The organism is Massilia soli, assembly GCF_016809835.1.
GTDB classification, from domain to species: Bacteria; Pseudomonadota; Gammaproteobacteria; order Burkholderiales; family Burkholderiaceae_D; genus Telluria_A; species Telluria_A soli.
The window spans coordinates 32,602-47,877 of the sequence record NZ_JAFBIL020000009.1; the positions used below are offsets into that span (position 1 = coordinate 32,602).

Consider the following 15,276-nt stretch of genomic DNA (forward strand, 5'->3'; position numbering starts at 1 on the left):
TACTTATTTAATCAGCCAAGGGCCGATGATCGCCATCGGCAATCCAAGCAACTTGACGAACACCAGCACGGCAAACACGGCGAGTCCAACAGCGAGCATCGCAGCTTCGGCGAGGCGGAACTTGGGACTGGCAAACGCACTGAGCAGGACGATCACGAGGATCGCCGGAACCAGGCCGGCGCCGCGCATCAGGAAGCCGAACAGCAGCACGGCCGACAGGATGATGACCAGTTCCTTGACATAGAACTTGCCGATTGCTTCTCCCGGGCTCAGCAGGGAACGCACGACGGCGATCGCGCCAACCAGCGACAGCAACCCGCCTAGCACGGTGGGGAAATAGGCCGGGCCCATGCGGCCGGCGGTCCCCATCTCATAATCCTGGCCGATGATGATCGCGCCAAGGCCGAAGAACAGAAAGATGATGCCGGTCCAAAAATCTTTAGGATGGCGAATGAATGTTGGCACTGCAAGTCCCCTTATTGCTTTTGAATGTCACGCATGGCGCGCCACCGTGGAACGGTGCGCGCCATGGTTCTTACTTGCCTGAGTCCGAGGACCCAGTTTAGTCCGCGTAGACGCCAGCCTTGTTGATGATCGCGCTCCAGCGGTCGATTTCCGACTTCAGGTGCGCGCGCAGTGCTTCCGGACGCGCTTTCGCCTCTGCAACTGGTTCGGTGCCGAGGTCGGCGAAGCGCTGCTTGACGACCGGGTCCTTCAGCGCGACCTGCAAGGCGCCGGTCAGGGCGTCGATGATCGGCTTCGGCGTGCCTTTCGGCGCGTACAGGCCGTGCCATACCGCCACTTCGAAGCCTGGCAGGCCGCTTTCGGCCAGGGTCGGCAGGTCAGGCATGGACGCCAGGCGCGATTTGGTGGTGACCGCGTAGGCCTTGATCTTGCCGCCCTTGATCTGGCTGGTCGTGTTGGTGGTCTGGTCGCACATGAAGTCGACCTGGCCGCCCAGCAAATCGTTCATCGCCGGGCCGGTGCCCTTGTATGGCACTGTGGTCAGGTCGGTGCCGATGGCGGTCATGAACAGCATGCCGCACAGGTGCGATGCGGAACCGACGCCAGCGTTGGCATAGGTGACCTTGCCCTTGTTGGCCTTGACGTAGGCCAGCAGTTCCTTGATGTCCTTGGCCGGGAAGTCCTTGCGCGCGACGATGGTCATCGGCACGTCGGTGATCAGGCCGATCGGCTCGAAGCTGTCGATCGCGTTGTAGTTCAGCTTGCGGTACAGGCCGGGCGCGGTCGACTGGCCGATGTGGTGCAGGAACAAGGTGTAGCCGTCCGGGTCGGCCTTGGCCACGCGCGCCGCGCCGATCGTGCCGCCGGCGCCGCCGACGTTTTCGATGATGATCTGTTGCTTGAGCTTGGTGCCCATCGACTGGCCGACCAGGCGCGCCACGGTGTCGGTCGGACCGCCAGCGGCGAACGGCACCACCATCGTGATGGTCTTGCTTGGGTAGGCCTGGGCGTGCGCAAGGGCCGCGCTACCGAACAGGGCTGCAAAGACGGCGGCGCGCATAGGTGTGATTTTCATGAATGTCTTCCTCTGATCTCTGTTTATAAGTATATGAAATAGGTGCGTGTAGCAGGGGTGGAAATTGCTGCAATGCAAGGCAAGCACAGCGATCAAATCCTCTCTGACGCAGGGATCGTTGTACCAGTTAATAGATAGAGGTGCAACTGTGGAAACCCGCAGTGCACCTGGCCCTGTGACGGGGGTCAGAATGGGGCCGGGTTCAACCCGCTGTTGTCGCTTGCGATATGATGTTGCAACGCTGTACCGCTGGCACCACTTTTTGAGAGTATCGAATGAACAAACAATTGACTGTCCTGGCCCTGTCGATCGCCAGCGCGGCGTCCGCGCAGGAAGTCGTCAAGATCGCCCACGTCGGCGCCACCACCGGGCCGGTTGCCTACTTCGGCAAGGACACCGAGAATGGCGCGCGGATGGCGGTCGAGGCGCTCAATGCGCGCAAGCCTGTCATCGGCGGCAAGAAGGTGCGCTTCGAGCTGGTCGCCGAAGATGACGCGGGCGACCCGAAGCAGGCCACCGCCGTCGCCCACCGCCTGGTCGATGCGAAGGTCAATGCGATTGTCGGCCACCAGACGTCCGGCACCACCATTCCGGCGTCGAAGATTTACTATTCGGCCGGCATCCCGCAGATTTCGCACTCGAGCACCAGCCCCAAGTACACCCAGCAAGGTTTCAACACGACCTTCCGCGTGGTCAGCAACGACATGCAGCTGGGCCGCGCGCTGGGCCGTTACGCGGTCAAGCAGATGGGCGCGCGCCGCATCGCCGTGGTCGACGACCGCACCGCCTACGGCCAGGGCCTGGCGACCGAGTTCGTCCGCGGGCTGCAGCAGCAGGGCGGCGCGACGGTCGTGGCCAAGGAATTCACCCATGACAAGGCGACCGACTTCAACGCCATCCTGACCAGGATCCGCGCCACCAAGCCGGATCTGGTGTTCTTCGGCGGCATGAATGCGGTGGCCGGCCCGATGCTGCGCCAGATGAAGCAGCTCGGCCTGAACGCGAAGATGATGGGCGGCGACGGCATCTGCTCCGACGAGATCGCCAAGCTGTCGGGCGGCGCCATGGCCGACGGCCAGGTGGTCTGCGCCGAGGCGGGCGGCGTCGAGGCGGCCGGCAAGCCGGCGCTGGACAAGTTCCGCGCCGACTACAAGAAACGTTTCGGCATCGATGTGCAAATCAACGCACCGTACGCCTACGATGCGGTGATGACGTTCGCCGATGCGATGACCAAGGCCGGCTCAAGCGCGCCGGCGAAGTATTTGCCGGAACTGGCAAAAATCAGCTACAAGGGCGTCACCGGCAACGTCGCCTTCGACAAGTTCGGCGATATCCGCGACGGCACCCTGACGCTGTACACCTTCAAGGCTGGCCACCGCACCGTGCTGGCGGTGACCAGGTAACTCGCTCAGGCGGCCAGCGCCGGCGGCGCGCTGCGCGCCGCCGCCAGTTGCCGGTTTAGCGCCGACAATACCGCCTTGAACGAGGCCGTCACGATGTTGCTGTCGATGCCCGCGCCGAACATGGTCGGGCCGTTCGCCACGCGCAGCTCGACGTAGCAAGCCGCACGCGCATCGGCGCCCGAGCCGATCGCGTGCTCGTGGTAATCCATCAGCTGGATATCGATGCCAAGCGCATTGACGAAGGCATCGATCGGACCGTTGCCCGTGCCCGGCAGGGTGCGCGTGACGCGGTCCTGGGTCACCGACACCTCGACCTGCACGCGACCGGCGCCGCCGCTCTTTTCCGTCATCGCATGCGCCACGTAGGCGTACGGCGTCGCATGGTCGAGATATTCACGCGAGAACAAGGCATGGATATCGGCGGCGGCGATCTCGCGGCCGCTGGCATCGGCCTGGCCCTGCACCACGCGCGAGAACTCGATTTGCAGGCGGCGCGGCAATTCGAGCCCGTATTCCTGCTCCAGCAGGTAGGCGATGCCGCCCTTGCCGGACTGGCTGTTGACGCGGATCACGGCATCGTAGTTGCGGCCCAGGTCGGCCGGGTCGATCGGCAGGTAGGGCACTTCCCACATCGCGCCTGGCTGCTGTTTCGCGAAACCCTTCTTGATCGCGTCCTGGTGCGAGCCGGAAAACGCCGTGTAGACCAGTTCGCCCGCATACGGGTGGCGCGGATGCACCGGCAATTCATTGCATTCCTCCACCAGCTGGCGCACCGCGTCGATATCCGAAAAATCGAGTCCCGGATGGACGCCCTGCGTGTACAGGTTCAAGGCGAGCGTGACGAGGTCGACGTTGCCGGTGCGCTCGCCGTTGCCGAACAGGCAGCCTTCGACCCGGTCGGCGCCAGCCATCACGGCCAGCTCCGCGGCGGCCACCGCGGTGCCGCGGTCGTTGTGCGGATGCACGCTGATGACCAGCGCATCGCGCCGCTCGAGGTGGCGGCACATCCATTCGATCTGGTCGGCGTAGACGTTCGGCGTGGCCGCTTCCACCGTGGAGGGCAGGTTGACGATCATCGGCCGGGCCGGGGTCGGCTGCCACACGGCGCTGACGGCGTCGACGATCTGCTTGGAAAAGTCCAGTTCCGTGGTCGAGAACGACTCCGGCGAGTATTCGAGGCCCCAGTCGGTTTGCGGATGGGCGGCGACCAGCTCCTTGATCAGCGCGGTGCCGTTGACGGCGATCTGGACGATGTCCTCGCGCGACATGCCGAACACCACCTTGCGGAACACCGGCGCCACCGAGTTGTAGACGTGGACGATCGCGCGTTTCGCGCCAGCTGCCGACTCGACCGTGCGGCGGATCAATTCCTCGCGCGCCTGGGTCAGCACGATGATGGTGACGTCGTCGGGGATGCGCTGCTCGTCGATCAGCATGCGCACAAAATCAAAGTCGGTCTGCGAGGCGGACGGGAAACCGACTTCGATCTCCTTGATGCCGATCTTGACCAGCATCTCGAAGAAGCGCAGCTTCTTTTCAGGGCTCATCGGCTCGATCAAGGCCTGGTTGCCGTCGCGCAGGTCGGTGCTCATCCAGATCGGCGGGCGGGTGATGGTGTTCGATGGCCACGTGCGGTCGGCGAGCTGGACGGCAGGGAAAGGACGGTATTTACTGGCTGGATTGTTCAACATGTTGGCTTGCTCCGGAGGGCGTTACGGGTGCCGCAGGCGGCAGTGCTGTGGCGGCAGGCTACCGGACAGGCCACGTCACGCTAGGCCCGGCAACCGATCGGTAGCTTTAGCAGCAGGGCGCGCGCGCGGGCAAGCGCGCAGGGTGCGGAGCGAGGGAGCGACAGTGTGAGGGCGGGGGAAACAGACATCGGTGCAACTTTCCTGAAACTACTGAGAGACCGGCAGGGCCGGACGCAAACGGCGGCAATTAAGCGCGTAGTAGGTGCGATGCTAGCGATAGGACGCTGGCATGCGGCAGGACAGTCGACAGAGGCAGTTGGAAGGACATGTGCCTGACTTTAAGGAAGAGTGGGCCGGATGTCAAGCGTTCGCCGGCGCCGGCCTGTTCTCTGCGCGCAACAGGGGATACGGGTTGATCGCGCCGCCCGTCTCGTAAATGCCGTAATGCAGGTGAGGCGGCGTGCCGGCGGCGTTGCCGCTGGTGCCGACGTAGCCCAGCACCGTCCCGGCGCGCACGCGCTGGCCGCGCTCGACGTCGGCAAAACGGTCGAGGTGGGCGTAATAGTGGCGCTGGCCGCCCGGACCCAGCACCCACACGACCTGGCCGCCCAGCCGGTTTTCGCCGACCCGCGTGATGATGCCCTCGGTGGCCGCATACACCGGCGTGCCGCGCGGCGCGAAGATATCGATGCCCTCGTGCTTGCGGCCGCCGCTGCGCGCCGCCTGCCAGGTGTCGCTGAGCTTTTTGCGGCTGACCCCGCGCACGGGGATCTGGACCGCCTCCGGCGCCGGCATCGACGACAGCCGGGCGGCGTAAATGGCGTCGTCCACGTACGGGCCGAGGAAGGCGTACGCCACCACCAGCACCACAGCCAACAACAGAATTCGGACGATTGCACGCATAGGCTGCAATCATAAGCCGGGAAGCAAAATTTTGCCTTTTCACGCCGCGCCAGGGAAACGCCGCTGCGTGGCTAAGTGACTTTGACGCTGCGCGCCGACCAGGCGCTGGCCGCCGACGCCAGCACGATCAGGGCGATCGCGGTCCACTGGGTCGATGTCAGCACCTCGCCCAGGATCGCGAAGCCGGCGAGCGCGCTGATCGCCGGCGCCGCGCTGCTGAGCATGCCGAACAGCCCTTGCGACAAGCCGCGCAGGGCGATGACTTCCAGCGAATACGGTATCGCGCTCGACAGCACGGCGATGGCGATGCCGGTCAGGATGATCGGCGGCGCGAGCAGCGCGGCGCCCGAGTAGGCAATCCCGAGCGGCACGGTAAACAGCGACGCGACCAGCATGCCGAGCGCAACGCCCTGGCCGCCGCGCAAGGTCGACGCGCGCTTGCCGAACACAATGTACAGCGCCCAGCACAGCGCCGCGCCGAAGGCGTAGGCGACGCCTGCCGGGTCGAGCTGCCCCGGCCCGGCGTCCAACGGCAGCAGCAGGTACAGGCCGAACACCGCCAGCGCGCAGGCGGCGAAGTCGCGCGGACGGCGCGACGACAACAGCGCCACGGCGAGCGGCCCGGTCACTTCGATGGCCACCGCGACGCCGATCGGAATGCGGTCGAAGGCGCGGTAGATCAGCAAGTTCATCAGCCCGAGCACGGTACCGTAGATCAGCAGGTTGCCCGCATCGCGCCGGGTGATGGGCGAGCGCCACGGGCGGAAGATTGCCAGCAGCAGCAAGGCGGAAAACCCGACCCGGTAGGCGGTGATGCCTTCGACGCCGATCACCGGGAACAGGTTCTTGGCGACGGCGGCGCCCAGGTTGACCGAAATATGCCCGCCAAGCAGCGCAAGGGAAGGCCGCAGGATGCCGTCGCGGTCGCTCATTTATCCCTGCCGCCAGACGATCCGGTTGCGCCCCGTTTGCTTGGCGCGGTACAGGTGTTCGTCGGCCGCCTCGAACATCGCCGACGCCGACTCGGCGCCATGATCGACCAGGGTCGCGCCGCCCACGCTGACCGTCAGCATCGGCGCCACGGTCGAGGTGGCATGCTCGATCATCAGCTGGGCGATCTCGTCGCAAATGCCGCATACCACCTGCTGCGCCTGGGCGGCGTCGGTATCGGGCATCAGCAGCACCAGTTCCTCCCCGCCGTAGCGTGCCGCCAGGTCGGCCGGGCGGCGCATGCCGTTGCTGGCCGAGCGCGCCACCGCCCGCAAGGCGCGGTCGCCGGCCGGATGGCCGTAGTGGTCGTTGTACAGTTTGAAGCCGTCGATATCGAGCAGCGCCAGCGACAGCGGACGCTTGCTGCGCGAGGCGCGCAGCCACTCTGCTTCGTACACTTCGTCGAAGCGGCGGCGGTTGGCCAGCTCGGTCAGGCCGTCCACGTGCGCCAGCCTCTCGAGCATGCGGCGCTGGCGCACCACCTGCAGGTGCAGCGCCACGCGCGCCATCACCACGGTGGCGTTGAACGGCTTGGCGATGTAGTCGGCCACGCCCATGCGCAGGCCGTTGGCCTCGTCTTCCGGGCGGTCCAGCCCCGAGATGAAGATCACCGCGATGTGCGCCGTCTGCGGGTCCTGGCGCAGGCGGCGCAGGGTCTCGTAGCCATCCATGTCGGGCATCATCACGTCGAGCAGGATCAGGTCGGGCGCGTGGCGCGCCGCGCGCTCGAGCGTCTGCGCGCCGTTCCTGGCCAGGATGACGGTGTACTCGGGCTTGAGCAGTTCGCCCAGCACCATGCGGTTGATCGCGTCATCGTCGGCCACCAGGACCTTCTGCATTTCTCCGAAAGTCATGCGCTCTCTTTCATGTCCATGTCCAGCGCCTGCGCGAGCTGTCCCAGCGGGGCGAGGGCGGCGTGGTATTCGATGTCGTCGACCGCGCGCTGTACCGCCGCCAGCATGCCGGTATGGCGCGAACCGGCCAGCAGCGTCTGCAGTTCGAGCAGCGCGTCTTCGGCACGCGCGTCCTCGGCCCTGAGCAGCGTTTCGAGCCGGTGCGCCAGCCTGCGGCCGTCGGCGGCGGCGTAGCGGCTGGCGGCGACCGGCGCCTCGACCTTGGCCAGACCTGCCAGGATGGTGTCGAGCGTTTCCATCAACTCGGTGACCAGCGCGCCGATGCGCTCCAGGCGCCCGGCGCGCAGTTCCAGTTCGACGCTGTTGGCCAGCGCCGACAAGTTCGACGCGCCCAGGTAGAAGGCGCTCGACTTCAGGTTGTGCGTGAGGTTTTCGACGGTGGCGTAATGGCCGCCGGCCAGCGCTTCGCGCAGGATGCGCGGCGCGTCGCGGTATTCCAGCAGGAAGCCGCGGATCCGCTTGTGCAGGCGGTCCGGCTGGCGGTCGACGTTGGCCAGCGCCTGTTGCCAGTCGATGCCGCGGATCGGCGGCAGCGGGGCGGCGTCTTCATGCGATCCCTGGCGCGGCGCCCGCGCCGGCAGCGCGCGTCCGGCCAGGCGCGCAGGATCGATCCACTTGAGCAGCACGCGGAACAGCAGCGCCGGATCGATCGGCTTGGTGATATGGTCGTTCATGCCTGCGGCCAGGCTCTTTTCGCGGTCGCCCGCCATGGCGTGCGCCGTCATCGCAATGATCGGCACCCGCTGCAGGCGCTGGATGGCGCGGATCCGCCGCGCCGCGCTAAGGCCGTCCATCTCCTGCATCTGGATGTCCATCAGCACCAGGTCGTAATCGGCATCCTGCATCATCTGCACCGCTTCGGCGCCGTGCACCGCCACGTCCACCTGGATGCGCGCCGCGGCCATGAAGTCCAGCGCCACTTCGCGGTTGTTGGCATTGTCTTCCACCAGCAGGATGCGGGCCCCATCGAGGCGCGACAGGTCGGGCAGGCTCGCGCCGCCGGCGCCTGCATGGCTTCCGAGGTCCGGGAGACCGCCTCCCTGGGCGGCCAGTTCGGGACGCAGCACCTGCAGCAGGCTGTGATACAGCAGCGCCGGGCCCACCGGCTTGGTCAGGAAACCATGCAGCGGCACCTCGCCCTGGTTCTGCATCACCGCCTCGCGGGTCGATGCGCTGACCATCAGGATGGCCGGCGGCGCCGCGAAGCGCTGGTCGGAGTGGATCCGGCGGATCGTTTCGACGCCGTCCCAGCCGGGCATCATGTAGTCCATCAGGACCACTTCATACGGCTCGCCCGCTTCAACCGCGCGCGCCAGCATCGCCAGCGATTGTTCGCCCGAACTCGCGGCATGCGCGCTGACGCCGAGCGAGGCCAGCATTTCGACCAGCGCGTCGCGCGCGGTGGCGCTGTCGTCGACCACCATCACGCGGGCCTGGTGCAGCGCGGCGGCGGCCAGCGTCACCGCGGTGGCGCCAGGATCGCCGACGCCGACCTGCACGGTGAAGGCGAAGCGGCTGCCGGCGCCCGGCGCGCTGGTCACGTCGATCGCGCCGCCCAGCAGTTCGACCAGCTGCTTCGAAATGCTCAGGCCAAGCCCGGTGCCGCCATAGCGGCGGGTAATCGAGCTGTCGGCCTGGCTGAACGACTGGAACAGCTGCGCCAGCTGTTCCTCGCTCATGCCGATGCCGGTGTCCTGGACCGAGAACTGCAGCGTGACCTTGTCTTCGCTGCGCTCGACCATGTCGACCGCGACCACGATCTCGCCTTGCTCGGTGAATTTGACGGCGTTGTTGGTCAGGTTGATCAGCACCTGGCTGATGCGCAGCGGGTCGCCCACCAGCCGCGTCGGCACGCCGCGCTGGACGCGGAACACCAGTTCGACCGGCTTGGCGCCGGTTTTGAGGGAGGTCAGGCTGGACAAGTGCTCGAGCATGTCGTCGAGGTCGAACGCCACCGCTTCCAGGCTGAGCTTTCCCGCTTCGATCTTGGAGAAGTCGAGGATGTCGTTCAGGATGCCCAGCAGGTGTTCGCCGGACCCGAGGATCTTGGTCAGGTAGTTGCGCAGCTTGGGCGAGGCGTCGCCCATCAGCGACAGGCGGCTCATGCCGATGATCGCGTTCAGCGGCGTGCGGATCTCATGGCTCATGCTGGCCAGGAAGTCCGACTTCATGCGGGTGGCCGCTTCGGCGCGCAGCATGGCGTCCTGCATCTGGCGGGTGCGCAGGCCAAGGATGCGCATGAAGACCAGCATGTCGAACAGATTGCCGAACTGGAGGGCGTGCATGGTCCAGAAATTGGCCGGCAGCGCGCCGTTGATCATCTGGCTGCAGATGACCGACGATGCGAACGCCACCGCCCAGCCGATGAGGAAATAGATGCCGACCGAGTCGCCGCGGCGGGCGCGCTTGAACGCGCCGGGAAGGCCGAGCAGCATCGGCATGACGCCCAGCGTGCTGACGATCGCCACCAGGCCATCGACGCCGAGCAGGCCGGACGCATAGGCGACGGCGCTGATGACGCACAGTAGCGCGCCGGTTTTCATCAGGCGGCTGAAGATGCGGTCCTGGCCCGGCCGCGCCAGCGCCTGTTCGACGAACAGGTAGGCGCCGCAGGACGCCATCAGCGCGAACAGGCCGCCCGCGTGCAGGTTCATCCATTCATTGTCGAACCAGATGTACTGGCTTCCCAGCCCGAAGAAGCCGACCGAGAACATGGTGGTGCCGCCGATCAGCAGCGCATATTTGCCGAACAGCGGTTCGCGCAGGCTGATCCACTGCGCAAGGCTGTACAGCAGCAGGCAGATGCTCAGGCCAATCAGCATCCCCTGCAGCATCTGTTCGGCGAGGGCGTCGGAGTGGAACGGACCCGGCTTGGACAGGCGGATCGGCAGGATCATCGCGCCGGCGTTCTCGACACGCAGCAAGATCAGCTGCTGCTGTCCCGGCTTGAGCGGCAGCAGCGCGGCGGGCGCGCGGCCGCCGCGGGCGTTCTCCTGCCTCGGTTGCAGGTTGCCGAGCACCGCATGGCGGTGCAGTTGCCCGTCGGTGGCGACAAACACGTCGACCCGGTTGATCACCGCGAAGTCGATATCGAGGATCCAGTCGGGGCCGTTTTGCGGCGCCAGTGCGACCGGGATCCTGATCCAGACGGTCCCCTGGTTGACGCCCAATGTCTGGTAGGCCGATGCCGGTACGGCGAACTGGGCGGCGGCGGCCAGTGCGTCCTCGGGACCCAGCTTGCCGCCCGGGTCGGCCAGCACCGTGACCACTGGCCAGGCGTCGATGCGGCCCAGGCGATCTTCCAGCACCAGCGGTCCGGTCGCGGCCGGGGCAAGTGCCGGCAGCAGTGCCAGCAACAGGATGGCGAGGCGCAGTAGCATCAGCATTGAATCGGTCCGCGTGAGGATTGTTGTTTGTGGCGGCCGGTCAGGCGCCGTTCAAGCGCGTTCATCCAGCCAGGCGCCTTCGGATCGTCTTGCCAGGAAGTGGTCACCTGGCCGACCTGGTTCAGCAGCGCTTCAGGAAGCTTGAGCGGGCGGGTCTGGTCCATCAGCACCTTGGCGGCAAAGCGGTAGCCGACGATACGCGTCAACAGGCGCGCGATCGAGAACTGCGGCAGGACCAGGCGCACCGCGCCATCGATCAAGCGCACAGCGCCCATCGACACGGCGAACAGCGCGCGCGAGAACAGCGAGACGCGCGCGTCGAGCGCCAGCGTGACGGTGGCGTCGGCACCGCACAGGTAGCGCGTCAGCAGCACGGGGAAGGGCTTCAGGATGGCCAGCGGGATCTCGTTTTGCATCGTCTGCATCAGCGCCGCGCCGAGGCCCGGGCGCGGGTCGGGCAGGTAGCTTGCGCGGCGTCCGCGCGCCTGCATGGCGCCAAACATGGCCTCGGCCTGGGCCATCGTGTCGGGCATCAGGGCACGCTCGATGCCGATCAGGTGCCCGAGGACGTTCCAGGTGTGCAGGTAGGCTTCTTCGTCGGCGGGCGGCAGGCCGATGCCAAGCTGGCGCAGGCCGCGCAGGAACACGTAGCCGAATGTGAGCAGGGTGTAGGCCAGTTCTTCCTGGCTGCAGGGCAGGCCGTCGCGGCTGACATCCCAGCCGTTGGCGAACAGCGCATGGTGCAATCCTTCGCCCTGGCGCGGCTGCGGCGCGACGAGCGCGCCATTGCGGGCCGCCGTGGCAGGGTCGCCGTGCAGCATCAGGTGGCGGATGGTGGCGTGGATCAGGCGCACCTTCAGCGCCTGCGCGACCCCGCCGCCGGCGCCAAGCAGGCCGCCGTGCATCATCACCGGGAAGATCATCGCGGCAGTGGAGCGGATCCGGTAGTCGGCGTGCTGTTCCAGCTGGCCGGCCGCGTGCAGCACACCGGCCAGTTCAGGGATCACGTAGCACTCGGGCAGGCTGGCGCAAAACAGCAGCGTGCACGACGTCATGCTCATCTCCATGAACAGCGTTTCGGCACGTGCGATGCGCGCGCCGTCGGCCCATTCGGGTAGCTGGCGCGCACTGCGCACGTAGTCTTCCAGCGCGGCGGCAAGCGGCGCGGGCACGTCGGTGTCGGGCTTCCAGCCGGCCAGCCCGCCGTTGGTTTGCCATTGTGCGAGCTGGCGGTTGACGATGGCCAGCCGGTCCCACTGCGACAGCGGCGCCTCCAGGCCGCTGCCGACAATGCGGGCGATGGCGTTGTCGGCGTGCGGATCGGCGCGCAGGCTGGCGGCGATCATGCGGCTGCCTTCTGGTGCTGCCAGCGCGCGAAACCGCAGATGGCCGTCAGCAGCGGAATGCCCATCGCAAACAGTGCGATGGTGCGTGTCTCCACCGGGAAGCCCTCTACCGCCTGGAACAGCATGCTGCCGCCGTAGATCGCCAGCGGCACCATGGCGTGGCGCTTCGACACCGGCAAGGCCGGCGTCAGCGCGCGGCCGCGCAAGGTCAGGCGGAAGCCGAACACGATGACGAACGACACGAACGCCCAGCCGGCGAAGCCTTGCACGGTCTCGCCAAACCACCAGCCATCGGTCTTGGCCATGATCCATGCCTTGAGGGTGTAGACCATGTACGGATCGGCGCCGAGGTCGTAGGCGGTGACGATCATTGCCGCCAGCAGCGACATCACGGCCGCCTGGGGCAGGGCGAATGCGCCGTCGTGCGGCGCCTGCCAGACCATCAGGTTCGATATCACGTAGGCGACGTAGCACAGCGCGAACCACATCAGCGGGATGATGGCCGGGACATCGCCCAGGCGCGGGCCCAGTACCTCGGTGTAGGTGTAGCTGCCGAAGAACCAGCCATAGGACGATCCAAGCTGTTCGGCGACCCAGCCGCAGGCCACGCCGATCACGACGAAGTGCAGCGCCGGGCGCGCGCCAAGCAGGTGGATGGCGCTGGCCCAGCAGCAGGCGAACATCAGCACCGAACTGACAATCAGGAGCTGGGTAGTCTCACCCTGGCCGCGCGCGAGCAGTGCGGCCAGGAAGGCCAGCAGGAGGCCCCCGGTGATGCGCGGCAGCTGTGAAGTAAGTGACGTCATCGAAAGGACCGTTGAATCAGAAGCGGTAATCGAGCCGCACATCGACCGTGCGCGGGTCGCTAGGCACCAGCATCCCGAAGCTGTCGATGGCAATCGGCGCGACCTTGTCGCCGATGTTCCTGACCACCGCGTGCACGCTCCAGTTGGATGCGGCCGGACTGAAGCCCACGCTGGCGTCGGCGGTGGTCCGGGCCGGGATCGGGTACTGCAGCAGCTGGCTCGGCACGCCGATCGTGTAGCTGCCGCTGGCGCGGGCGCTGACGCCTGCCTTCAGCTGGCCGCCGGCGACCGCGAAGCGCTGTTCGTAGCCGAGTGAAAGTGTCCTGCTCGGAGCGCGGTCGAGCTTGTAGCCGGCCCATGAATTGACGCCGTCAGGCGTGTACGCCACATAGTGCGCATCGAGCAGCGCGAGCGCATAGTTGAACGTGGCGGAGCTGGTGGCCTTGACGACGCCCTCAAGCTCAAGTCCCTTGACGCTGGCCTCGCCCGCGTTGTCGGTCACATAGCGCGGCGCGCCACGCACGATGGTCACGCCCGACAGCTGCAGGTTGGTGTAGTCGTAGGCGAACGCGGTCACGTTCAGGGTGGCGCGGTTGCGCCAGAAACGGGTCTTGAGGCCGGCTTCGATTGAACGCAGTTCTTCCGGCTGGTACACCAGCGTACTGGCTGGAACCGCCAGCGCCGCCGGGCAGGTGATGCCGAGCGCGCTGGTGCCTGCCAGGCAGCCGTCGTTGAAGCCGCCAGCCTTGTACCCGGTCGATACGGCGCCGTACACCATGGTGGCGGGCGCCAGGTCGTATTCGGCGCCGAGCCGCCAGGTGGTCCTTGTGGTGTGGAGCGAGGCCGCGTTGAGCATGCGCAAATCGGTGGCCGGGTTGAATTCCGCCTGTTGCTGGAAGTTGGTGGAGCCGACGCGCGACTTGTTGTCCTCGGTGCGGCGCACACCCGCCGTCGCGCGCAAGCGCGGCATGATGCTGTAGGTCGCCTGGCCGAACAGCGCGCGGCTGCGCGCGACGGTCGGACCGTTCGGGAATACATAGTAGGGCGGCAAGCCTACCAGCTCGAGGTCGCGGAAGCTGTAGACGACCTCCGACTCTTCCCGGAAGTAGTACAGGCCAGCCTGCGCGCTGAGCGGTCCGGCGCCGTTGGTGGCGACGCGCAGTTCGTGAGAATCCTGCGCGTAGTCGCCGCTGAAGTTCTGGCGCACGCCCAGTGCGAACGTGGGCGCCACGCGGTAATAGAAATTGGCCAGCGTGTCGTGCTGGTAGTCGCGGTGCGAGCCAAGGTACGACAAGGTCAGCGCGCCAAGGTCCCAGGTCAGCTCCGCGCCGGTGCCGGAGCTGGTCTTGTCGCTGAAGCCCTGCGCCGGCACGGTGTTGGGCGGCACGAACGCGTTGGTCAGGCGCTTGTCGGTGTCCGAGACGTACCAGACTGGCTTGCCGGTCGAAACGCCGGTGTAGAAATTGGTATCGGGAACGATGCTGTCGTTGCTGTCGCGGACCTCGCTGCGGTCGTGGCGCAGCAGCAGCGAGCCGGATTTGCCGAGCGCCAGGCGGGCCGATATGCGCGCCGAACGGTCGTCGCGGTCCAGCCCAAGCGTGTGCGGCGTACGCTGGGCATTGATCAGGAAGCTGTCGCGCTGGTTGTAGGCCAGCGCCGCCCGCACCGACAGGACATCGCTGAGCGGTACATTGAGCATGGCGCTGGCCTTGCGGCTGCCATAGTTGCCCGCGGCCACGCTGGCGGCGCCTTCCAGCAACGGCGACGGCGTGTTGGCGATGACGTTGACGACGCCGGCGGTCGCGTTGCGTCCATACAGCGTGCCTTGCGGGCCGCGCAGCACTTCCACCCGCGCGATATCGAAGAAGCTCATCACCTGGGCCTGCGGACGGGCGATGTAGATCCCGTCGAGCATGAAGGCGGCCGATGGGTCGCCTTTTTCGGTCGTGTCGGCGTTCGAGACGCCGCGAATGGTGATCTTGAGGCCGTCGGCGGCGCCATTCAGGTGCACATTGGGCAGGCGCGCGGCCAGGTCGGATGGCCGTTCGATGCCCGCGTCCCGCAACTGGCTGCCAGACAGGACGCTCATCGCCACCGGCGTGCGCGCTTCGGTCGACACGATGCGTTGCGCGGTAACGACAACTTCCTGGATTTCGCCGTCGTTGCCGGCCTGATTCGGTTGCTGAACCGGTACCTGGGCATGCGCCGCGGTCCAGACGATGCTGGACATGGACATGGCCAGTAGTGAAGGATTCAAACGAACCCGGCGAATAGACATTGAAGCGCTCCCCAGCCTT

General features: G+C 66.5%; 11 protein-coding genes. 1 reads left to right on the forward strand and 10 read right to left on the reverse strand.

Annotated elements, in window-relative coordinates; all coding sequences use genetic code 11:
• Nucleotides 1–3: 3 nt before the first annotated feature.
• Both I4X03_RS20575 and I4X03_RS20580 read right to left on the reverse strand, forming a co-directional pair.
• On the reverse strand, nt 4–465 hold the full coding sequence (locus tag I4X03_RS20575; protein ID WP_223470127.1) for a tripartite tricarboxylate transporter TctB family protein: 462 nt from the start codon (nt 463–465) through the stop codon (nt 4–6).
• 97 nt (nt 466–562) lie between these two features.
• Nucleotides 563–1,525: a tripartite tricarboxylate transporter substrate binding protein BugD gene (locus I4X03_RS20580; RefSeq protein ID WP_370660541.1), complete on the reverse strand. Its 963-nt coding sequence runs from the start codon at nt 1,523–1,525 to the stop codon at nt 563–565.
• A 290-nt stretch (nt 1,526–1,815) separates the two neighbouring features.
• On the opposite strand from I4X03_RS20580, the gene I4X03_RS20585 reads away from it, so the two are divergent.
• Complete coding sequence (locus I4X03_RS20585) at nt 1,816–2,943, forward strand: branched-chain amino acid ABC transporter substrate-binding protein (protein WP_223470129.1); 1,128 nt, start codon at nt 1,816–1,818, stop codon at nt 2,941–2,943.
• A gap of 5 nt (nt 2,944–2,948) precedes the next feature.
• On the opposite strand, the gene leuA is transcribed toward I4X03_RS20585, so the two are convergent.
• The 8 genes from leuA to I4X03_RS20625 form a co-directional block, all read right to left on the reverse strand.
• A complete protein-coding gene (leuA, locus tag I4X03_RS20590; RefSeq protein WP_223470130.1) occupies nt 2,949–4,634 on the reverse strand; it encodes a 2-isopropylmalate synthase in 1,686 nt (561 codons plus the stop codon).
• A gap of 360 nt (nt 4,635–4,994) precedes the next feature.
• Nucleotides 4,995–5,537, reverse strand: a complete 543-nt coding sequence (locus I4X03_RS20595) for a M23 family metallopeptidase (RefSeq protein ID WP_223470131.1) — start codon at nt 5,535–5,537, stop codon at nt 4,995–4,997.
• Between the two features lie 71 nt (nt 5,538–5,608).
• A complete protein-coding gene (locus tag I4X03_RS20600; RefSeq protein WP_223470132.1) occupies nt 5,609–6,469 on the reverse strand; it encodes an EamA family transporter in 861 nt (286 codons plus the stop codon).
• On the reverse strand, nt 6,470–7,381 hold the full coding sequence (locus I4X03_RS20605) for a diguanylate cyclase (RefSeq protein ID WP_223470133.1): 912 nt from the start codon (nt 7,379–7,381) through the stop codon (nt 6,470–6,472).
• On the reverse strand, nt 7,378–10,827 hold the full coding sequence (locus I4X03_RS20610; protein WP_223470134.1) for a hybrid sensor histidine kinase/response regulator: 3,450 nt from the start codon (nt 10,825–10,827) through the stop codon (nt 7,378–7,380). The genes I4X03_RS20605 and I4X03_RS20610 overlap by 4 nt, the downstream gene beginning before the upstream one ends.
• Nucleotides 10,821–12,173 carry an oxygenase MpaB family protein gene (locus I4X03_RS20615; RefSeq protein WP_223470135.1) on the reverse strand — a complete coding sequence of 451 codons (1,353 nt, stop codon included), beginning with the start codon at nt 12,171–12,173 and terminating at the stop codon, nt 10,821–10,823. The genes I4X03_RS20610 and I4X03_RS20615 overlap by 7 nt, the downstream gene beginning before the upstream one ends.
• The gene (locus I4X03_RS20620; RefSeq protein ID WP_223470136.1) at nt 12,170–12,979 is read right to left on the reverse strand and encodes a carotenoid biosynthesis protein; all 810 of its coding nucleotides are present in this window, start codon (nt 12,977–12,979) and stop codon (nt 12,170–12,172) included. Before I4X03_RS20620 ends, I4X03_RS20615 begins: the two co-directional genes overlap by 4 nt.
• A 16-nt stretch (nt 12,980–12,995) precedes the next feature.
• Nucleotides 12,996–15,209, reverse strand: coding sequence for a TonB-dependent receptor (locus I4X03_RS20625; protein WP_223470137.1), 2,214 nt, complete (start codon nt 15,207–15,209; stop codon nt 12,996–12,998).
• Nucleotides 15,210–15,276 lie beyond the last annotated feature (67 nt).